Source organism: Micromonospora sp. RHAY321 (genome assembly GCF_023896955.1).
Taxonomy (GTDB): Bacteria; Actinomycetota; Actinomycetes; order Mycobacteriales; family Micromonosporaceae; genus Micromonospora.
Genome location: NZ_JAMHIW010000001.1, coordinates 924,217 through 945,466, shown reverse-complemented (window position 1 = coordinate 945,466; position 21,250 = coordinate 924,217). Strand labels below are relative to the sequence as shown.

The following is a 21,250-nucleotide window of genomic DNA, read 5'->3' as shown; positions in this document are numbered from 1 at the left end:
CTGTGTCGAGTGAACTCGAACCGCGGTCGGGCGTGGCGGCACCCCGCCGGCCGGTGCGCGCGCTGACCCGCCTGGCGGGCGTGACGATGCTCGCCGGGACGCTGGTCGTCGGCGCGTCCGCCACCGCCGTGGCCGCGCCCGGCCCGTCCGTCGACGCGGTGACCGCGTCCGCCGCGGCGCCGACCGCCGCCGAGGCCGCCACCCGCCCGCCGCGCACCACCCACGGCCCGTGCGCGTACACCGAGACGCCGGACGAGCCGGCCGCCCGGCCGGTGCCACTGCCGCCCGACCCGCGGCGCACCCCGGACCGGGGCACCGTCCGGGTGACCCTCTCCACGAACCACGGGCCGATCGGATTGACCCTGGACCGCGCGGCCGCGCCGTGCACGGTGCAGAGTTTCCTGCACCTGGTCCGCAAGCGCTTCTACGACCGCACCATCTGCCACCGGCTCACCGCGTACCCGACGCTGAGTGTCCTGCAGTGCGGTGACCCGTCCGGCACCGGCGAGGGCGGCCCGGGATACCGGTACCGCGACGAACTGCCGACCGACCTGCCGCCGGCACCGACCGACCCGACCGGTGAACGCCGGCTGTACGCCCGGGGCGTGCTGGCCATGGCCAACGCGGGGCCGGACACCAACGGCAGCCAGTTCTTCCTGGTCTACGCCGACTCCGCGCTGCGCCCCAACTACACGATCTTCGGGGAGATCGACGCGGCCGGGCTGGCGACCCTGGACCGGATCGCCGCCGGAGGAGTGGCGCCGACCGCCGAGGATCCGGCGCCGGTCGACGGCGCGCCCGCGCTGCCGGTGGACATCCGCCGGGCCGTCCGCTCGCACCACCACCACTGAGGGCGTGGCGCGGTGGGCGGCCCTGGGTCGCTCACCGCGCCCCGCGTGTCGTGGGCGTACCGACGGCCGGCCGCCTTCGCTAGGCCGGAAACCGGAACTTTCCGGAGCCGAACCGGAACCGACGGAGCCAGTGTGCGACCCGGTTCGGGCCGTCGCGGCGGGTCAGATGACCTTGGTCGACGGGGCGGCGGTGCTGTCCCGGACGACCAACTCGGTGGCGAGCTCCACCCGTGGCGAGTCGATGGCCTCGCCCTGGGCGAGCCGCAGGACGGTCCGCGCGGCCAGCCGACCCATCTCGACCAGCGGTTGCCGCACAGTGGTCAGTGGCGGTGACGCCCACCGCGCCTCGGGCAGGTCGTCGAAGCCGACCACGCTGACGTCGCCCGGGACCAGCAGACCGCGTTGCCGGATCGCCTCGTAGACGCCGAACGCCATCTGGTCGCTCGCCGCGAAGATCGCCGTCGGCGGCTCGTCGAGGTCCAGCAGCGAGGACCCGGCGGCGAAGCCGGACGCGTGGTAGAAGTCGCCGGGTCGGAGCAGGTGTTCCTCCAGCGGCAGGCCGGCGGCCTCCAGCCCGGCCCGGTAGCCGTCCAGCCGGGCTCGGCTGCACAGCAGGTGCGTCGGCCCGGCCACGAACCCGATCCGCCGGTGCCCGAGCGAGAGCAGGTGCTCGGTCGCGGCGAGCCCGCCGGCCCAGTTGGTGGCTCCTATGGTCGGCACGTCGATGGCGGGCACGCCGGCCGGGTCGACCACCACCACGGGCACGTTGAGCCGCCGCAGCTGGGCGTAGAGCGGCGGGCTGACGTGCGAGGTCACGAAGATGACGCCGTCGGTGGCCCGGGCGCGCAGGTTCTGCAGCCACTGCCGGGCGGCGGTGGACTGTCGGTGTATCGCGGAGACCACGGTGCCCACGCCGGCGGCGTGCCCGACGTCCTCCACCCCGCGGATGATCTCCACGGCCCAGGGGCTGTCCAGGTCGTTGAAGACCAGGTCGACCAGGCCGGCGGGCTGCACCGTGCGGCTGGTACGACGCCGGTAGCCGTGGTGGCGCAGCAGCTCCTCGACCCGTTCCCGGGTGCCGGGGGCCACGTCCGATCGCCCGTTGAGCACCCGGGACACGGTCGGCACCGAGACTCCGGCCTCTCGCGCGATGGCGCTGATGGTGACCCTGCGTCCGTCGTCCGCGTCCACCGCGTCTCCTTTGGTCTTTCGGGGGCGGGCCGGACGCCGGCACCGGGATGCCCCGGAGCAGCGTGCCCGTACCATCGGTCATCTTGCCGCACGGACCGAGGGCTGGCGACAGGGCGCAGTGCCGCCGTGTCCGGGGAAGTTGCGGAGAATTCCCGGAAGTCCGGCTGACCGGCACGGGCCGGCGCGTCGCCGGGCCCGGCGCAGAACGGTGACCTCGCCGCTCAGCCGCTCGCCACACCGGCTGCCGAGGGCGGCCGGTCGGGCCCGGGGGAGGGCGTGTACGGGCTGCACGAAGACCGGACGACCAACTCGGTCGGCAGCCGGACGTGCGGGTCGCGTTCTACGCCGCCGACGAGGTCGATGAGCAGCCGCATCGCCACGGCGCCCATGCGTTGCAGGGGTTGCGCGATCGTGGTGAGCTGCGGGGTGACCAGCGCCGACTCGGGGATGTTGTCGAAGCCGATCACGGACAGGTCGTCGGGCACCGTGAGGCCCATGGTCCGGGCGACGTCCATCGTCGAGATCGCGGAGAGGTCGTTGCTGGCGAAGACGGCGGTCGGCCGGTCGGGCAGCGCCAGCAGGTCCGCGGCCGTGGCGGCGGCGCTCTCGACCCGGAAACCGCCGACGCGGACGAGTCGTTCGTCGACCGCGACGCCGGCGTCGGCCATGGCTCGGCGGAAGCCGGCCTCGCGAAGGCGCGACGACTCGAGGTCGGGGCGACCGCTGATGTGGCCGATGCGGCGGTGGCCGAGCGACAGCAGGTAGTTGGTCGCGAGCACCGCGCCGGCGAAGTTGTCCGAGTCGACGGTGGGCAGCCCCGACGGGCCGGTGTGGGGGTCGACGGCCACGACATGGAAGCCCTGCTTGGTCTCGACAACCGTCGGCGTGACGATCACCGCCCCGTCGATGAGCGTCCCGGACAGGCGGGCCAGCGAGCGTCGTTCCCAGCCGACGGCCGTGCCGTCGCCGTCGCCGCCGGAGTAGGCCAGCAGTTGGTAGCCGGTGCCGGCGACCTCCCTCGACGCGCCCTTGAGCAGCTCGGTCGAGAACGGCTCGAACTCGGCGACCAGGATGCCCAGGACGTTCGTCCGGTGGCTGCGCAGGCTCTGCGCTCCCAGGCTGGCCTCGTAGCCGAGCTGGTGGATGACCTCCCGGACGCGCTCCACGGTCGCCTGCGCCACGCCGTAGCGACCGTTGACGACCTTCGACACGGTCGCCACCGAGACGCCGGCCGTACGGGCCACGTCCGACATCTTGACACGCTCGGGGAAGGTCACGCCGACGATGATAGTGGGCCACCTGGGACTCGTCGCGCGGGGTCGAAAACGTTATCGACAACGGTTGACACCCCGTTACGGGACTGTAAAACTCGCCGCACCTAAGTACCGCCACTGCTAGTCGAGGAGACGTGTCGATGGCGATGAAGCACCGCGCGGGCGCCACCCTGGCGCTGTTGATGACGACCGCACTGCTCGTCGCCGGGTGTAACGGCGGCGACAGCGAGGCACCCGCCGAGAACGAGCTCTACAAAAACCCGGTGACCCTGACCTGGTGGCACAACGCCTCCCAGGACGGGCCTGGCAAGACCTACTGGGAGAAGGTCGCGAAGGACTTCTCCGCACTGCACCCGACCGTCACGGTCCAGATCGAGGCGATCGAGACCAACCAGCTCCAGCGCACCCGGCTCCCCGCCGCGCTGCTGTCCAGCGACCCGCCGGACATCTTCCAGGCGTGGGGCGGCGGCGAGATGCGTGAGCAGGTGGAGGCCGACTACCTCAAGGACATCACCGGTCAGGTCAAGGACGAGGTCGCCAACATCGGCAGCGCGACCGAGATCTGGCAGGTGAACGGCAAGCAGTACGGCCTGCCGTACCGGATGGGCATCGAGGGCATCTGGTACAACAAGGACATGTTCGCGAAAGCGGGCATCACCGCTCCTCCGACCACTTTCGAGGAGCTCAACCAGGCGGTCACGAAGCTCAAGGCCATCAACGTCATCCCGATCGCGCTGGGGGCCGGCGACAAGTGGCCCGCCGCGCACTGGTGGTACAACTTCGCGCTGCGTGCCTGCTCGGTCGACACGCTCAAGAAGGCATCCGTCGAGCCGGTCTTCGACGACCCGTGCTTCGTCAAGGCGGGACAGGACCTGAAGACCTTCATCGGCACCAACCCGTTCCAGCCGAACTTCATCGCGACGCCGGGCCAGAACGACCCGACCAGCGCCAACGGGCTGGTCGCCAACGGCAAGGCCGCGATGGAGCTGATGGGTGACTGGAACAGGGGCACCCTGGAGACCGTGGCCGAGGATAAGCAAGCGCTCACGAAGTTCCTCGGCTGGTTCCCCGTACCGGCGATCGCCGGCTCCGCCGGTGACCCGAAGGCGGCCCTCGGCGGCGGCGACGGTTTCGCCTGCGCGAAGAACGCTCCGGCCGAGTGCGTCGAGTTCCTCAAGTACATCGTGAGCCCCGAGGTGCAGAAGGGCTTTGCGGAGACCCGCACCGGCCTGCCCGTGGCGAAGGGTGCGGAGGCCGGCGTGGCCGACCCCGCCCTGAAGTCCATCCTGGAGGCCACCTCGAGTGCGACGTATGTGCAGCTCTGGCTGGACACGGCCTTCGGCAGCACCGTCGGCAGCGCGATGAACGACGCGATCATCGCCATCTTCGCCGGCAACGGGACCCCGGAGAAGGTCGTCGAGGCGATGAAGGCGGCCGCGAAGAAGTGACCTCCACCAACCCGACCCTGAGCCCCGCCGGCGGCATGTCCGTGCCGCCGGCGGGCCCCCCGGCCGCCCGACGCCCGTCGTCCCGCGCCGCCGAGACCAGACGCAAGTGGTACGAGATCATCGGGCTCACCACGCCGGCGGTCGTCGTCTACGTGATGTTCGTGCTGGTGCCGATGGGCTTCGCGGTCTACTACAGCCTCTTTCGCTGGCGCGGAGTCGGGCCGCCCACCGAGTTCGTCGGATTCAACAACTACGTCCTCGCCTTCCAGGACCCGATCTTCCTGGACGCTCTGCGCAACAACGCCATCATCGTGTTCGGGTCACTGCTGATCCAGGGCCCCATCGCCCTGGCCGTGGCCCTGCTGCTCAACCGTCGCTTCCGCGGCCGCACCGTGGTCCGGCTCCTGGTGTTCGTGCCGTACGTCCTCGCCGAGGTCACCGTCGGCATCATGTGGAAGCTGCTGCTCACCGGCGGCGGCACCGTCGACGCCCTGCTGAAGCAGATCGGCCTGGGCAACTTCGTGCAGGCGTGGCTCGCCGACCTCGACGTCGTGATCTGGACGATGCTGTTCGTCCTGACCTGGAAATACGTCGGCTTCGCGATCGTTCTCCTGCTCGCCGGCCTGTCGAACGTGCCGCCCGAGCTGACCGAGGCCGCCGCGATCGACGGCGCGAGTTGGTGGCAGACCCAGCGCCACGTCACGCTCCCGCTGCTGGGCCCGACGTTCCGGATCTGGATGTTCCTGTCGATGATCGGCTCGCTGCAGGCCTTCGAGGTGATCTGGGTGACCTCGGTGCCCGCGGTCCGGTCGCTCGGCGCCTCGGCCACCATGGCCACCTACATGGTGGACAACGGCTTCTTCGCCCGGCTCTGGGGCTACGGCAACGCGGTCGCCGTGATCCTGTTCGCCATCTCCTTCATCGCGGCGCTGCTGTTCCAGCGCTTCCTCCTCCGCCGCGACATCGAGGGCGCCGTCACCGGAAGGAGGAACTGACCGTGGCCGAGAACGCGCTGACGTCCCCCTCGTCGTCGCACCGCCGTCCGTTCTCGTGGGGCAGTCCGCTGACCTACGGGCTGGCCCTCGCGATCGCCGCCGTCTCCATCGCCCCGGTGGTCTATGTGATCGTCGGTGGCTTCCGCACCACCCCGCAGATCATCGCGGACCCGGCCGGGCTGCCCGACCCGTGGGTGTGGGACAACTACGCCCGGGTGCTGACGCGCAGCGACTTCTGGCAGCAGGCGTTCAACAGCGCGGTGATCGCCCTGGGCACGACGCTCGCGGTCGTGCTGCTCGGCGTCTGCGCCGCGTTCGTGCTCGCCCGCTACAGCTTCCGCGGGCGTGAGGCGCTCTACACCTTCTTCACCCTCGGTCTGCTCTTCCCCTCCGGGGCGGCGATCCTGCCGCTCTACCTGATGCTGCGTGACCTCAACCTGATCAACTCCTACTACGCGGTGATCCTCCCGCAGGTCGCCTTCTCGCTGCCGCTCACGATCGTGATCCTGCGTCCGTTCCTGGCCGCCGTACCCCGCGAGTTGGAGGACGCCGCGGCGATCGACGGCGCCGGCCGGCTCGGTTTCCTCTGGCGGGTCATGCTGCCGCTGTCCCGGCCCGCGCTGGTCACCGTCGGGGTCCTCGCGTTCGTGGCGAGCTGGAACGCCTTCCTCCTGCCGCTGCTCGTGCTCGGCGACGCCGACCTGCACACCCTGCCGCTGGGCGTGCAGAACTTCTCCAGCCAGTACACCTCCGACACCGCGGGAATCCTCGCGTTCACCTCGCTGGCGATGCTGCCGGCACTTCTCTTCTTCACCTTCGCCGAGAAGCAGATCGTCGGTGGCCTGCAGGGTGCGGTGAAGGGCTGAGCAGCACCGGTACGCGCAGAGAAGCGAAACACCGCATAACCGTCTACCTGTTCGCCCGGCGGTCCCTCGTACGGGGGCCGGCGGGCGTCGGAGGAAAGTGACCGACAACGTGACCGTGGACACCGAACCGAGCACCACCATCTGGAACGATCCCTCCTACGACCTGCCCACCCGCGTCGATGCCCTCGTCGCCGCGATGACCCTGCCGGAGAAGATCGCCCAGCTGTACGGCGTCTGGGTGGGCGCCTCCGCCGACGGCGGTGAGGTCGCGCCCCACCAGCACGAGATGGAGGAGCCGGTCGACCTCGACGAGTTGCTGCCCACCGGGCTCGGGCAGTTGACCCGGCCGTTCGGCACCGCTCCGGTCGACCCGGCGCTCGGCGCACTCTCCCTGCTGCGGACCCAGCAGCGGATCACCGCCGCGAACCGTTTCGGCATCCCGGCCCTCGCCCACGAGGAGTGCCTGGCCGGTTTCGCCACCTGGGGTGCGACCGCGTACCCGGTGCCGTTGTCCTGGGGTGCCACCTTCGACCCGGCACTGATCCGGCGGATGGCCGGCCTGATCGGCGCGGACCTGCGCAGTCTCGGTGTGCACCAGGGGTTGGCGCCGGTGCTCGACGTGGTCCGCGACGCCCGCTGGGGGCGGGTGGAGGAGACCATCGGCGAGGACCCCTACCTGGTGGGGACGGTCGCCACCGCGTACATCCAGGGGTTGGAGTCCGCCGGCGTGGTGGCCACCCTGAAACACTTCGCCGGCTACTCCGCCTCCCGGGCCGGGCGCAACCACGCGCCGGTCGGCATGGGCCCACGGGAGCGGGCCGACGTGATGCTGCCGCCGTTCGAGATGGCGGTACGCGAGAGCGGCGCGCGGTCGGTGATGAACGCCTACACCGACACCGACGGCATGCCGTCGGCGGCCGACGAGGAGCTGCTCACCGGCCTGCTCCGGGACACCTGGGGGTTCACCGGCACGGTCGTGGCCGACTACTTCGCCATCGCCTTCCTGCGTACCCTGCACGGGGTGGCCGGCAGTTGGGGCGAGGCCGCCGGCCTGGCCCTCGCCGCCGGAGTCGACGTGGAGCTGCCGACGGTGAAGACCTTCGGTGAGCCGCTGCACGAGGCCCTCGCCGCCGGGCGGGTGCCCGAGGCGCTGATCGACCGGGCGTTGCGGCGGGTGCTGCTGCAGAAGGCCCAGCTCGGGCTCCTCGACGACGGGTGGGACCCGGTGCCGGTGGCGCTCGCCGGCGTCGACCTCTCCGACCCGGAGGCGGTGCGGGGCACCATCGACCTGGACCCACCCGCCAACCGGGAACTCGCCCGTGAGGTGGCCGAGCAGGCCGTCGTCCTGCTGCGCAACGACGGCGTCCTGCCGCTGGCCAGGCCGGCGCGGATCGCGGTGGTCGGCCCGCAGGCCGAGAGTCCGACGGCGGTGCTGGGCTGCTACTCGTTCCCGGTGCACGTCGGATCCCACCACCCGGAGCTGCCGCTCGGGATCGAGCTGCCCACCCTCGCGCAGGCGCTGCGCGCCGAGTTTCCCGGAAGCGAGGTCGTGGTCGTGCCCGGCGCGAGCGTCGACGGTCCGGAGACCGCCGGGTTCGCGGCGGCCGTCGAGGCGGCCCGGGGCGCGGACGTGGTCATCGCGGCCCTGGGTGACCGGGCCGGGCTGTTCGGCCGGGGCACCAGCGGTGAGGGCTGCGACGCGGAGTCGCTGGCCCTGCCCGGGGTGCAGCAGCAGCTGCTGGACGCGCTGCTGGAGGTCGGCGTCCCGGTGGTGGTCACGCTGATCGCCGGCCGGCCGTACGCGCTGGGCCGGGCGGTCGACGAGGCGGCGGCCATCGTGCAGTCGTTCTTCCCGGGCGAGGAGGGGCCGTCGGCGATCGCCGGTCTGCTCAGCGGGCGGGTCGAGCCGCAGGGCCGGCTGCCGGTCAGTGTGCCGCGCGGCCCGGGTGGTCAGCCGACCACCTACCTCGCCGCCCGGCTGGGCCACGCCAGCGACGTCTCCAACATCGACCCCACGCCCGCGTACGGCTTCGGGCACGGGCTCAGCTACACGCGATTCGACTGGTCGGAGCTGACGGTCGAACAGGCGACGGCTAAGACCGACGGGGAACTGCGGCTGGCCTTCACGCTGCGCAACAGCGGCACCCGGTGGGGCAGTGAGGTGGTGCAGCTCTACGCGCACGACCCGGTGGCCTCGGTGGTGCAGCCGGTGCAGCGGTTGATCGGCTACCTGCGGGTGCCGCTGGAGGCCGGCGCCTGCCGCCGGATCGAGGTGACCGTGCCGGCCGACGTGCTCTCGTTCACCGGGCGGGACGGGCGGCGGGTGGTCGAGCCGGGGGAGCTGGAGTTGCGGCTCGCCTCGTCCAGCACCCAACCGCGGCTGGTGGCGACCGTCGAGCTGACCGGGCCGGTACGGCAGGTGGACCACACCCGGCGGATGCACCCCCTGTTCACGGCCCACCCGACCGACTGAGCGCGACGTGTACACCGACCTGCCCGAGGAGCAGCTGCGCGGCTACCGCAGCGCGGTCCGGGAACCGGCGGACTTCGACCAGTTCTGGGCCGGCACCCTGGCCGAGGCACGGGATGCCGGCTGGCCGGTGCGGGCAGAGCCGGTGACGACCGGGCTGGCGAGCGTCGACGTGTTCGACGTGACGTTCCCGGGCTTCGCCGGCCAGCCCGTGCGGGCCTGGCTGCGGGTGCCCCGAGGGGCCGGCACGGCACTGCCGACCCTGGTGCAGTACGCCGGTTACGGCGGCGGGCGCGGGCATCCGCTGGAGAACCTGCTCTGGTCGGCGGCCGGGTTCGCGCACCTGCAGATGGACACCCGGGGGCAGGGTTCGGGTTGGAGTCGGGGTGCCACCCCGGATCCGGGTGCCGCCGGTCCGGAGGCGCCCGGAGTGGCCACCCGGGGTATCGCCGACCCGCGCACCTACTACTACCGGCGGTTGATCACCGACGCGGTCCGGGCGGTGGACGCCGTCCGGACCCTGCCGGTGGTCGACCCGACCCGGGTGGCGGTGCTCGGGCACAGCCAGGGCGGTGGGCTGGCGCTCGCGGCGGGCGCGCTGGCACCGGGCGTGCGGGCGGTGGTCGCCTTCGTGCCGTTCCTCTGCGACATCCCGCGTGCGGTGGTGGCCACCGACGCGCGGCCGTACCGGGAGATCCGCGACTACCTGGCGATCCACCGGGACGCCGAGGAGCGGGTGCTGACCACCCTGGCGTACGTCGACGGGGTCAATTTCGCCCGGCGCTGCCGCCGGCCGGCGCGGTACTCGGTGGCGTTGATGGACGACATCGTGCCGCCGTCGACGGTCTACGCGGCCGTCAACGCCCACGCCGGGCCGACCGAACTGTCGGTGTGGCGGTACAACGGCCACGAGGCCGGCGGGATCGACGACGACGAGGCGGCGTTCCGCTTCCTCCTGAAGCACCTGGGCGAGGGCGTCCGACCGGCTCAGACGGCGACCGGGAGCTGATCCGTCGCCGAGCACCGGCCGGGCCTGGTAGACAGGACGGGTGCGCAGGTCAGGCCGGGTGGGCGCCGCCGTCGTGCTCGTGCTGGTCGCGCTGCTCGGCGGCTGCTCCCGGCCGGAGCCCCGCCCGGCCCCGACACCTCCTGCCCCGACACCTCCGGCGTCGGTGAGCCCCGAACCGTCCGCCACCGCCCGGCTGCCGGGGTTCGTGGTGCTGACCGACCTCGACCCGCGTATCCACGCCGACATCCGGTACGCCACCGCGCACAACTTCGTCGGCCGGCCGGTGACCGCCTACCGGGAGCCGCTGTGCCTGCTCACCCGGCAGGCAGCCGAGGCGCTGCGCCGGGTGCAGGACGCCGCGCTGGCGGGTGGGCACAGCCTCAAGGTGTACGACTGCTACCGCCCGCAGCCGGCGGTGGACGACTTCGTCGCGTGGGCGAAGCGTCCCGGCGAGCAGCAGACGAAGGCCGAGTTCTATCCGGACGTCGCCAAGAGCCGGCTCTTCGCCGACGGCTACATCGGAGCGCCCACCGCGCACAGCCGGGGCAGCACCCTGGACCTGACCCTGATCGACGAGCCCGCCGCCAGCCAGCCCCCGTACGTGCCCGGGCAGCCGTTGGTGGCCTGCACCGCGCCACGCGGGCAGCGGTTCGCCGACAACAGCATCGACATGGGCACCGGCTTCGACTGCTTCGACGCCCGGGCACACACCGCCGATCCCCGGATCACCGACGCGGCCCGGGACAACCGGCGGTTGTTGCGGCGGCTGATGACCGACGCCGGGTTCGTCAACTACGACCGCGAGTGGTGGCACTATCGCTACCGCGACGAGCCGTACCCGGACACCTACTTCGCCGCGCCGGTGGCCCGTTCCTCGGTCGGCTGACGACCCGGCCCGCACCGGCGCCGCCGACGCCGTCCGGCATGATCGACGTCGTGACCACCGAACGGATCGGCCCACCGGTGACCGGTGGGGAGCGGGAGACGCTGCGCGCCTTCCTCGACTTCCACCGCGCGACCCTCGCCCTCAAGTGCGACGGCCTCTCCGACGCCGACCTGCGCCGGCAGTCGATGCCGCCCTCGACGCTGTCCCTGCTCGGGCTGGTCCGACACATGGCCGAGGTGGAACGGGCCTGGTTCCGGCGGGTGATCGACGGCCAGGACGTCCCGCTGGTCTGGTCGGAGACCGGCGACTACCAGCAGGCGTACGACGCCAGCTCAGCCACCCGCGCCGAGGCGTTCGACGCCTGGCAGCGCGAGGTCGAGCACGCCCGCCGCATCGAGCGGGCCGCGCCGTCGCTCGACGTGACCGGACACAACGCCCGCTCCGGGGAGGACGTGTCGCTGCGCCTGGTGATGCTGCACCTGATCCACGAGTACGCCCGGCACAACGGCCACGCGGACTTCCTGCGCGAGGGCATCGACGGCGCCGTGGGAGTCTGACCTCGTCGACCGGCCTCCGGCCGGTCAGGTCCAGTAGAGGATCCGGCAGGCCGGCAGCCGTGTGGCCAGTTCGGCGGTGAACCAGCCGCGCAGCTCGGCCATCGTGTCGCGCGGGTAGACGTACTTGACCGCGCCGAACCTGCCGTGCTTGCGGCTGCGGGACTCCTCGTCCATCTCCAGTCGGGTCCGCGGGTACCAGCCGAGCAGCACCTCCTTGCTGCCCGGAGTGAACCGGTGGGTGATGAGCTCCGCGGTGAGGTCCAGCTCCGGAACCCCGTCGACCGCCGCGCGGACCTGGTCCAGCAGCTCGCCGTAGCGCTCCCGCCAGTCCGGCAGCGGCATGATCGGTGCGATGGTCAACCCGACGGGGTAGCCGTCGAGCGCGAGGCGGCGCAGCGCGGCGAGCCGGTCCGGCACGCGGGCCGTGCCGCCCTCGAACCGTTCGCTGACGGGGGCGCAGTTGACGCTGAACCGGACCCGGGTGCGGCCGGCGTGCGCCAGCCCGACGAAGGTGTCCACGTCGGCGTACTTGGTGGTCCAGCGCAGTTGCACCGGCGCGTCCCAGGCGGCGAAGTGCCGCACGGCCCGCCGCCAACTGCCGGTCAGGTGCTCCAGCGCGAGGGGATCGGTGTAGCAGGACGCCTCGAAGGTGGTGCCCTCGTCCGCGCGTCGCGCGTTGCGGCTGGTCACCGTTCCGCGCCCCGCGTACGCGGCCAGCCCGGCGAGGATGTCGTCGAGGTCGGCGTACACCCGGGTCACCGGCGGACCGGACAGTGACCCGGCGAGGTAGCAGTACTGGCAGTGCGCCGGGCAGCCCTCGGCCAGGTCGACCCGCCAGTCGGCGCTGGGCGCGATGGGTTGCAGGGCGCGCCGCGAGGGTGGGCTCACCACGATCGCCATGGTCGCCTTGGCCCGCGCGTACGTCTCCCGGTCGGTTCGCCCGCGTACGCCGCTGAGCCGGTTGGACCGCAGCCGTTCCACCTCGATGCCCAGCGTCTCGACCCGGTCGGCGATCCGTCGGCCGTGGGGGTGCTCCAGCGCTGCCGGGGTGGCCACCACCCGGCCCGGGGTCCAGCGGCGTGCCGGGCGTGCCGCCGGTGCGAGGCCGGCCAGGTCGCGGGTGGGTACCCGCTCGCCGCTGGCGTCGTGCGGCGCGGCGGGCACGTCCACGGCGAGCGGTTGGTCGACGTCGACCGCGTCCGGGCTGGTCATCCGGCCGGGTTACCCGTTACCGCAGGATTCCCACCCGCGGCGCTGGCCCGCGATTGACGCGATCCGTTGCAGCACATAATCTTTCGTCAATCTGTAAACCTTGTGAACAGATGGTTCACGTCGACGCGTCGGCGCGCGTCCCCGGGCCACCACCGAAGGGACGATCAGGTGATCGCAGAACTCTCCTCCCGTACCAGGCGGCTCATCTCGCTGCTGGTCGCCCTCGTCGTCGCGCTCAGCGTCGGCCTCGCCGTCAACGCCTCGCGCAGCGCGCAGGCCGCGCCGACGTTCAAGGTCCTGGCCTTCTACAACGGCACCTGGGACGCCGCGCACATCGACTTCGTCCGGGACGCCCGGGCGTGGTTCCCGCAGGCCGCCGCCCGGTACGGCTTCTCCTGGGAGGCGACCAACAACTGGAGCCTGCTGAACACCGCCAACCTGGCGCAGTACAAGGTCGTCATGTTCCTGGACGACGCGCCGCCGACCGCGCAGCGTGCCGCGTTCCAGCAGTACATGCAGAACGGCGGGGCATGGCTGGGCTTCCACGTCGCCGCGTTCAACACCAACCCGTCGAGCTGGAGCTGGTACTACAACACCTTCCTCGGCACCGGCGCGTTCCGCTCCAACACGTGGGGGCCGACCCGGGTCACGCTGCGGGCCGACAACCGCACCCACCCGGCAACCCAGCAGCTTCCCGCGACGTTCCCGTCGTCGATCAGCGAGTGGTACTCCTGGAACAACGACCTCCGGCAGAACCCGGACATCGACATCCTCGCCTCGATCGACCCGTCCAGCTTCCCGGTCGGCACCGACCCCAACCAGTCCTGGTACAGCGGCTACTACCCGCTCGTCTGGAGCAACAAGCGGTTCAAGATGCTGTACGCCAACTTCGGGCACAACGCGATGGACTACAACACCAACACCGGGCTGTCGTCCACCTTCGACAGCGAGCCGCAGAACCGGCTGCTGATCGACGGCCTGCACTGGCTCGCCGGGGCCGGCACCGCACCCACCCCGACGCCCACCCCGACCGGCCCGATCTCGCCGACGGCCTGGCACACCGTGGTCAACCGGGCGAGCGGGAAGTGCGTCGACGCGCGGGCCGCCGCCACCGCGAACGGCACCGCCATCCAGCAGTACACCTGCAACAACAGCGCCGCGCAGCAGTACCAGTTCGCGCCGACCAGCGGCGGCTACCTGCGGGTCAACAACCGCAACAACAGCGCTCAGGTGCTCGACGTGACCAACGTGTCGACCGCCGACTCGGCGCCCATCCAGCTCTGGTCCTACAGCGGCGGCAACAACCAGCAGTGGCGGGCGGAGTCCGAGGGTGGCGGCTACTACCGCCTGGTCAACCGCAACAGTGGCAAGTGCCTCGACGTGCCGGCCGCGTCCACGGCGGACAGTGTCCAGCTCATCCAGTACACCTGCAACGGCACCGCCGCGCAGTCCTTCCGGCTGGTCCCGCAACCGTAGACCGACGCGTGCCACGCCTCCGGTTCGGCCCGCCCTGCGACGGCTGCTACGACGCCTGACCAGCGCGGCCGAACCGGGCGGCGACGCCCCGGATGACGGTGCGCAACTCCGGTGGGTCGAGTACGTCGAAGTCCACCTCCAGGGTGCCGAGGAAGGCGGCCAGGTTGCCCAGCGACTCGCCACCGGTGTGCAGCAGGCAGCTCTGCTCGTCGATCGCCTCCAGCAGGCCCGCCGTGGCGGGGATCCGCTGCGCCATCCCGTCGGCCGGCGCGTGCAGGCGTACCCGGGCCGGGTGCGGCCAGGCCGTCGAGCCGACGCCGCGCAGCACGTGCGCGACGGCGTCGCCACCCGGGGGCTCCCGGGGTGTGAAGCGCGGACCGGTCGGCACCCGGGGCTGGATCCGGTCGGCGCGGAAGGTCCGCCAGTCCGCCCGGTCGGCGTCCCAGCCCAGCAGGTACCACCGCCGGCCGGTGTAGACCAGCCGGTACGGCTCAACGTCGCGGACACTCGCCGTGCCGTCGTGCCCGGCGTAGTCGAAGCGCAGCCGCTCCCGGCGGTGCACGGCGGTGGAGACGGCGGTGAGCGTCGCGGCGTCCACGGTCGGGCCGCCGGCCGCCGCGGAGACAGTCGCGGTGCGCAGCGCGTCCACCCGGTGCCGCAACCGCGACGGCAGCGCCTGCTCCAGCTTGGCCAGCGCCCGCAGCGAGGTCTCCTCGATGCCGCGTACCGAACCGGACGCGGCCGCCCGCAGGCCGACGGCCACCGCCACCGCCTCGTCGTCGTCGAGCAGCAGCGGTGGCAGGGCGGACCCCGCGCCGAGGCGGTAGCCGCCCGCGACACCGGGGCGTGACTCGATCCGGTAGCCGAGCACCCGCAGCCGTTCGACGTCGGTGCGTACGGTGCGGGTGCTGACCGCCAACCGGTCGGCCAGTTCCGTGCCCGACCAGTCCCGGTGGCCCTGCAGCAGGGCGAGTAGCCGCAGCAGCCGCACGGAGGTCTCCACCATGTGGCAAGTCTGGCAGCAATCGCGGAAGTCTTCCTTCCGCAATGCGTTGCGTCGCTGGCCAGCACCACCGCCGCCCCGTCGTTAATCGGTTGCTCGCCCGTCCGAAGGGCTGATGAACTACCCGAAATCGCCACCGGCCTCCAGGGAGTAGCAATGCGCGCTGCGTCGATGTCCGACCAGAAGGGACCTGTCACCTACCTGAAGGACATGGCGCTGCGTGAAAACCCTCAACCTCGGCATCCTGGCGCACGTCGATGCCGGTAAGACCAGTCTGACCGAGCGGCTGCTGTACGCCGTCGGCGTGACCGACAGCCTCGGCAGCGTCGACGCGGGCAGTACCCGCACCGACTCCCTGGCGCTGGAACGCCAACGCGGCATCACCATCCGCTCCGCCGTTGTCTCCTTCGTGCTGGACGACGTGACGGTGAACCTGATCGACACGCCCGGCCACCCGGATTTCATCGCCGAGGTCGAGCGTGTGCTCGGTGTGCTCGACGGCGCGGTGCTGGTGATCTCCGCGGTCGAGGGCGTCCAGCCGCAGACCCGGGTGCTGATGCGCACCCTGCGCCGGCTGCGCATCCCGACGCTGATCTTCCTCAACAAGGTCGACCGGGCCGGGGCCGACCCGGAGCGGATGTCGCGGGCCGTAGCGGAGAAGCTGACCCCGGCCGTGGTGGCGATGGGGTCGGTGGCGGCGCCCGGCACCCGGGGTGCCCGCTACACGCCGTACGGCCCCGCCGACGACGCGTTCGCCGACCGGCTGCTCGACCTCCTCGGTGGGCAGGACGACGCACTGCTCGCCGACTGGGTGGCGGACGAGTCAGCGCTGCCGTACCCACGGCTGCGCCGCGCGCTGGCGGACTGGACCTGCCGGGCGTTGGTCCAGCCGGTGTTCGCCGGCTCGGCCATCACCGGCGCCGGAGTGGACGCGCTGATCGCCGGCATCACCGAGCTGCTGCCCACGGTTCGGGGCGACGCCCACGCCCCGGTCTCCGGCACCGTGTTCGCCATCGAGCGCGGCCCGGCGGGAGAGAAGATCGCTCTGGTCCGGCTCTTCGCCGGCACCATCCGGGTCCGGGACCGGATCCGGATCGGCGCCGCCGGCGCGGCCCTGGTGACCGCCGTACGCGTCGTCGCCGACGGAGCCGACGTCGCGGCGTCGTCGGTCGGCGCGGGCCACATCGCCCGGCTGTGGGGCCTGACGGACGCGCGGATCGGCGACCCGGTCGGCGTACCTCCGGAGCGCGCCGGCGGGGACCGTCACTTCGCGCCACCCACCCTGGAGACCGTCGTGGTCCCGGCGCGGTCCGCCGACCGGGTCGCGGCGCATGCCGCGCTGAGTCAGCTCGCCGAGCAGGATCCGCTGATCAACCTGCGACAGGACGACCGGCAGCACGAGATGACCCTCTCGCTCTACGGCGAGGTGCAGAAGGAGGTCATCCAGGCCACCCTGGCCGACGACTTCGGGGTGGCGGTGACGTTCCGGGAGAGCAGCACGGTGCACGTGGAGCGGCTCTGCGGCGTGGGCGCGGCGGTCGAGGTGATCGCCGTGGCGCCCAACCCCTTCCTGGCCACCGTCGGGCTGCGGGTGGCCCCGGCACCGACGGGCGCCGGGGTGAGCTTCCGGCTCGGCGTCGAACTGGGCTCGATGCCGCCGGCGTTCTTCGCCGCAGTCGAGGAGACCGTGCACCGGACGCTGCGTCAGGGACCGCACGGCTGGCAGGTTCCCGACTGTGAGGTGACGATGAACCACGCCGGCTACTGGGCCCGGCAGAGCCACTCCCACGGCACCTTCGACAAGAGCATGTCCAGCACCGCCGGGGACTTCCGCAATCTCACCCCGTTGGTGTTGATGACCGCACTCACCCGGGCCGGCACCCGAGTCCACGAACCCGTGCACCGGTTCCGGCTGGAGGTGCCGGGTGACATCCTCGGCACCCTGCTTCCCGCCCTCGCCCGGCTGGACGCGGTGCCCGCCAACACCACCGGGCAGGGCACGTCGTACCTGGTGGAGGGGGAGATCCCGGCGGGCCGGGTACACGCGTTGGAGCGCCGGCTACCGGCGCTGACCCGGGGCGAGGGCGTCCTGGAGACCGCGTTCGACCGGTACCGTCCGGTGCGCGGTCCGGCTCCCACCCGGCCCCGCTGGGACCACAACCCGCTGGACCGCAAGGAGTACCTGCTGGCGGTCGCCCGCCGGATCGTCGGTGGCCGGTAGCCGGCGCGGCCGGGCCCGGCCCAATATCCATTGCGGACAGGACCGGGCCCGTTTACCGTCATCGCGCAACGTCAACCGATCCAACCCGGGGGAGTACGCCGTGTCCCAGCGCAACCGCACCGAAGCCACCTGGCACTCGCCAGGTGCGGGTGCCGCGTTGCTCGCTGGCGCGCGGTACCGGTGTCTCGGCCAGAGCCGGCACCCAAGGGCGGCATAACCGCTGACGCCAGCGCGTCAGAGGCGGCCGCCCACCCCCTGCGGGTCGGCGGCCTTTTCGTATCCGACGAGCTTCCGCGCCCCGCCGCTCGGCGCGCGATCATTTCCGGTCACCGTGTGACGGTGATGCCGGCACGAACAAGGAGAGCACGATGGGATTCACCCCCCTCGCCGGCACCCGGGCACCGGTCCGGGTCTGGACCGACCCGTACGCCATCGAGCCGCAGGCCGCCCGGCAGCTGCGCAACATCGGCGCGCTGCCCTGGGTGCAGGGCGTCGCGGTGATGCCGGACGTGCACTTCGGCAAGGGCGCCACGGTCGGCTCGGTCATCGCGATGCGGCAGGCCGTCTCGCCGGCCGCCGTCGGCGTCGACATCGGCTGCGGGATGTCGGCGGTCCGCACCTCGCTGACCGCCGCCGACCTGCCGGACGACCTCGCCGGGCTGCGCTCCGCTATCGAGGCCACCATCCCGGTCGGCTTCGCCCAGCGCGAGAAGGCCGTCGACCCGCGTCGGGTCCGGGGTCTGGAGCAGGCCGGCTGGGACGACTTCTGGGGTCGGTTCGCCGGGCTGGACCGGCGGGTGGCGCAGCTGGAGACCCGGGCGCAGCGGCAGCTGGGCACCCTCGGCGGGGGGAACCACTTCATCGAGGTCTGCCTGGAGCAGGGCGGCCCCGACGAGGGGCGGGTGTGGCTGATGCTGCACTCCGGGTCGCGCAACATCGGCAAGGAGTTGGCCGAGCGGCACATCGGGGTGGCGCGGGGCCTGCCGCACAACGCCGACCTGCCCGACCGGGACCTTGCGGTGTTCCTCGCCGGCACGCCGGAGATGGACGCCTACCGGCGGGACCTGTGGTGGGCGCAGGAGTACGCGCGGCGCAACCGGGCCGTCATGCTGGCCCTGTTCTGCGGGGTGGTGCGTGAGCACTTCCCGCAAGTCGGCTACGACGAGCCCATCTCGTGCCACCACAACTACGTCGCCGAGGAGAGCTACGACGGCGTGGACGTGCTGGTCACCCGCAAGGGGGCGATCCGGGCCGGGCGGGGCGACCTGGGCATCATCCCCGGGTCGATGGGCACCGGCTCGTACATCGTGCGGGGTCGGGGGAACCCGGACGCGTACTGCTCGGCCTCCCACGGGGCCGGTCGGCGGATGTCGCGGGCGCAGGCCAAGCGGACCTTCAGCACCACGGATCTCGCCGCGCAGACCGCCGGTGTCGAGTGCCGCAAGGACGCCGGGGTCGTCGACGAGATCCCCGGCGCGTACAAGGACATCACCGAGGTGATGGCCCAGCAGGAGGACCTGGTGCAGGTGGTCGCGCACCTCAAGCAGGTGGTCTGCGTGAAGGGCTGACGACCGGTTCGCGCCGCCACCGCGTTCGGCGGCGGCGGCGCGAACCCGGTGGTCGCGTCCTCAGGCGGCCGTGTCGAGCACGACACGGAACCGGGCCTCGCCCGACAGCATCCGGCTGTACGCCTTCGGCGCCTCGGACAGCGGCAGGACCTCGTTCATCGAGCGGACGCCCTGCCGCTGGCTGAACAGCAGGTTGTCCTCGTTCTCGATGGAGCTGCCGGTCAGGCTTCCGCTGATCGTCCGCGTCCCGAAGATCAGGTCGCTGGTCTGTACCTCGATCGGGTCGAACGAGGCGCCCAGGACGATCAGCCGGCCGCGCGGCGTCAATCCCGGGATCAGGGGCGACATCGACGCGCCGTTGGCCGCGGTGGCCACGATCGCGGCCGCGCCACCGAGGCGCTGCAGCGCCACACCGGGGTGCTCTGTGCTGCTGTCGATGTAGTGCTCGGCGCCCAACTGGGCCGCCAGTTCCGCCTTGCCGGTGCCGCGGGCGATCGCGGCGACCCGGAAGCCGAGCCTGGTGGCGTACTGGATTGCCAGGTGCCCGAGGCCGCCGATGCCCTGCACCGCCACCAGGGCGCCCGGACGGGCGTCGATCTGCTGCAACCCCTTGGACACGGTCAGCCCCGCGCAGAGCAGTGGCGCCGCGTCGACGGCGGACATCCCGTCCGGGATCCGGACCAGTCCGCTGGCCCGGGCGAAGGCGACCTCGGCGTACCCGCCGTCCACGGTGGTGCCGGTGGCGGGCTGGTCGGTGCAGTTGACGAAGTCGCCGCGTCGGCACTGCTCGCAGGCGCCGCAGTGACCGTTGAGATAACCGACGCCCACCCGGTCACCGACCTGCCACGTCGTGACCCCGGCGCCGACGGCGTCGACCACTCCGACGATCTCGTGGCCGGGCACGATCGGGTCGGACGGGTCCGGCCGCAGCAGCCCGTTGACGGCGAGAGTGTCGCTGTGGCAGACGCCGCAGGCCTCGACCCGCAGCCGTACCTGCCCGGGGGCGGGCTCGGTCAGCTGGCGCTCGACAAGGGCGAAGTTTCCCGCCCCCTGGACCTCGTACGCGCGGTACACAGACATGTTCAGTTCCTCGTGATCGTGGTGTGACGGTTCTGTCATGCCTGGGTGGAGTCGAAGGTGAAGAGCACCTTGCCGGCGCGCTCCGGAGAGGCGTTGCGGGCCAGGGCCTCGGCGTAGCGGTGCAGCGGGAAGGTGGAGTCGACCGGGACGGCGAGCTGACCGCTGGCCACCAGCTCGACGAGCTCGGCGATCACCTCTTCGATCTCGGCGCGCGGTGCGTTCTGGAACCAGCTGACCACCCACAGGCCGCGCAGCGCCAACTCGCCGAAGACGAGGTTGCCCAGCGGGAGGGCCGGCGGTTCACCCGTTGCCGACGAGTAGCTGACCACGGTGCCGCCGGTCTCCAACACGGTCGCGAGCTTGCCCGCGGTGGAGCCACCCGCCCCGTCGAGGACCATGCGCAGCCGGGCACCGTCGAGCGCCTTCGTGGTCTGCTCGGCCAGGTCGTCGCCGTCGACCAGCACGACGTCCGCACCGGCGGCTCGGGCCTCCTCGGCGGCCTTCTCACTGCGGACGACGCTGACCGTCCGGACGCCGGCGATCCGGGCGAGTGTGGTCACGGCGCCCGCGACGGCGGAGTTGCCGAGCGTCTGGCCGATCCAGTCGCCGGGCTTGAGGTCGACGTACCTGTTGAGCATCAGATAGGCGGTCACCGGGTTGATCACCGCCATGGACAGTTGCAGGGCGTCGATGCCCTCGGGTACGGCGACCACGTTACGAGCGGGGACGACGACCCGGTCGGCCCAGACGCCCTGCTCGTAGCTGCCGAGGATCACCACGCGCCGTCCCGCCAGGGACTGGTCGGCGGCCGGTCCGACGGTGAGCACCCGTCCGACGCCCTCGGAGCCGATCGGGCCGGGAATGGTCGGCTGCACGGCGTACCAGCCGTTGGCGAAGAGGTTGTCGACGGGGTTGATGGGTGCCGCCTCCATCTGAAGGAGCACGTCGTGGGTGCCGACGGTCAGATCGCCGCCCTGGTCCAACCGGACATTCTGGGCGAGATCGCCGACTCCGGTCAGGGTGAGCTTGCTCATGGGGGTGCTCCTTGCGGTGAGATGCGCCGGAAGTAATGGGCGTTAGCCAGTTGGCCATTACGACACTAGCAGCAGCATCCGCCGGATGTAATGGGTGTTCGAGTTTTAC

General features: G+C 72.0%; 17 protein-coding genes. 11 read left to right on the top strand and 6 right to left on the bottom strand.

Annotation, left to right across the window (positions count from 1 at the left end; genetic code table 11):
• Positions 1-2 precede the first annotated feature (2 nt).
• Complete coding sequence (locus M8C17_RS04400; protein WP_252415018.1) at positions 3-851, top strand: peptidylprolyl isomerase; 849 nt, start codon at positions 3-5, stop codon at positions 849-851.
• A gap of 162 nt (positions 852-1,013) precedes the next feature.
• Here the strand turns inward: M8C17_RS04400 and M8C17_RS04395 are convergent, their stop codons facing one another.
• Together M8C17_RS04395 and M8C17_RS04390 are read right to left on the bottom strand one after the other, a co-directional pair.
• The gene (locus tag M8C17_RS04395; protein ID WP_252415017.1) at positions 1,014-2,042 is read right to left on the bottom strand and encodes a LacI family DNA-binding transcriptional regulator; all 1,029 of its coding nucleotides are present in this window, start codon (positions 2,040-2,042) and stop codon (positions 1,014-1,016) included.
• A gap of 221 nt (positions 2,043-2,263) precedes the next feature.
• Complete coding sequence (locus tag M8C17_RS04390; protein ID WP_252415016.1) at positions 2,264-3,319, bottom strand: LacI family DNA-binding transcriptional regulator; 1,056 nt, start codon at positions 3,317-3,319, stop codon at positions 2,264-2,266.
• Positions 3,320-3,456: 137 nt separating this feature from the next.
• On the opposite strand from M8C17_RS04390, the gene M8C17_RS04385 reads away from it, so the two are divergent.
• The 7 genes from M8C17_RS04385 (at position 3,457) to M8C17_RS04355 (ending at position 11,547) form a co-directional block, all read left to right on the top strand.
• Complete coding sequence (locus M8C17_RS04385; protein WP_252415015.1) at positions 3,457-4,764, top strand: ABC transporter substrate-binding protein; 1,308 nt, start codon at positions 3,457-3,459, stop codon at positions 4,762-4,764.
• Positions 4,761-5,759, top strand: coding sequence for a carbohydrate ABC transporter permease (locus M8C17_RS04380; RefSeq protein ID WP_252415014.1), 999 nt, complete (start codon positions 4,761-4,763; stop codon positions 5,757-5,759). Before M8C17_RS04385 ends, M8C17_RS04380 begins: the two co-directional genes overlap by 4 nt.
• Positions 5,760-5,761: 2 nt before the next feature.
• Positions 5,762-6,625, top strand: coding sequence for a carbohydrate ABC transporter permease (locus M8C17_RS04375; RefSeq protein ID WP_374557066.1), 864 nt, complete (start codon positions 5,762-5,764; stop codon positions 6,623-6,625).
• Between the two features lie 97 nt (positions 6,626-6,722).
• On the top strand, positions 6,723-9,098 hold the full coding sequence (locus M8C17_RS04370) for a glycoside hydrolase family 3 N-terminal domain-containing protein (protein ID WP_252415013.1): 2,376 nt from the start codon (positions 6,723-6,725) through the stop codon (positions 9,096-9,098).
• Between the two features lie 7 nt (positions 9,099-9,105).
• A complete protein-coding gene (locus tag M8C17_RS04365) occupies positions 9,106-10,104 on the top strand; it encodes an acetylxylan esterase (RefSeq protein WP_252415012.1) in 999 nt (332 codons plus the stop codon).
• Positions 10,105-10,144: 40 nt separating this feature from the next.
• Positions 10,145-10,990 (top strand): M15 family metallopeptidase, encoded by an 846-nt coding sequence (locus tag M8C17_RS04360; RefSeq protein WP_252415011.1) that lies wholly within the window; start codon positions 10,145-10,147, stop codon positions 10,988-10,990.
• 50 nt (positions 10,991-11,040) lie between these two features.
• Positions 11,041-11,547: a DinB family protein gene (locus M8C17_RS04355; RefSeq protein ID WP_252415010.1), complete on the top strand. Its 507-nt coding sequence runs from the start codon at positions 11,041-11,043 to the stop codon at positions 11,545-11,547.
• Positions 11,548-11,571: 24 nt separating this feature from the next.
• Here the strand turns inward: M8C17_RS04355 and M8C17_RS04350 are convergent, their stop codons facing one another.
• Positions 11,572-12,759, bottom strand: coding sequence for a spore photoproduct lyase family protein (locus M8C17_RS04350; protein WP_252415009.1), 1,188 nt, complete (start codon positions 12,757-12,759; stop codon positions 11,572-11,574).
• Positions 12,760-12,927: 168 nt separating this feature from the next.
• Here M8C17_RS04350 and M8C17_RS04345 point away from each other — a divergent pair, with 168 nt between their 5' ends.
• Positions 12,928-14,235 carry an RICIN domain-containing protein gene (locus M8C17_RS04345; protein WP_252415008.1) on the top strand — a complete coding sequence of 436 codons (1,308 nt, stop codon included), beginning with the start codon at positions 12,928-12,930 and terminating at the stop codon, positions 14,233-14,235.
• A 46-nt stretch (positions 14,236-14,281) separates the two neighbouring features.
• Here the strand turns inward: M8C17_RS04345 and M8C17_RS04340 are convergent, their stop codons facing one another.
• Positions 14,282-15,241, bottom strand: a complete 960-nt coding sequence (locus tag M8C17_RS04340) for a YafY family protein (protein ID WP_252415007.1) — start codon at positions 15,239-15,241, stop codon at positions 14,282-14,284.
• A 217-nt stretch (positions 15,242-15,458) separates the two neighbouring features.
• Between M8C17_RS04340 and M8C17_RS04335 the strand changes: the two genes are divergently transcribed.
• The gene (locus M8C17_RS04335; protein ID WP_252415006.1) at positions 15,459-17,459 is read left to right on the top strand and encodes a translation factor GTPase family protein; all 2,001 of its coding nucleotides are present in this window, start codon (positions 15,459-15,461) and stop codon (positions 17,457-17,459) included.
• Positions 17,460-17,827: 368 nt separating this feature from the next.
• Entirely contained in the window at positions 17,828-19,027 is a 1,200-nt protein-coding gene (locus tag M8C17_RS04330) for an RtcB family protein (RefSeq protein WP_252415005.1), read from the top strand.
• A 60-nt stretch (positions 19,028-19,087) separates the two neighbouring features.
• On the opposite strand, the gene M8C17_RS04325 is transcribed toward M8C17_RS04330, so the two are convergent.
• Complete coding sequence (locus M8C17_RS04325; RefSeq protein ID WP_252415004.1) at positions 19,088-20,107, bottom strand: alcohol dehydrogenase catalytic domain-containing protein; 1,020 nt, start codon at positions 20,105-20,107, stop codon at positions 19,088-19,090.
• Positions 20,108-20,142: 35 nt separating this feature from the next.
• The gene (locus M8C17_RS04320; RefSeq protein ID WP_252415003.1) at positions 20,143-21,141 is read right to left on the bottom strand and encodes a zinc-dependent alcohol dehydrogenase family protein; all 999 of its coding nucleotides are present in this window, start codon (positions 21,139-21,141) and stop codon (positions 20,143-20,145) included.
• Positions 21,142-21,250: the final 109 nt, after the last annotated feature.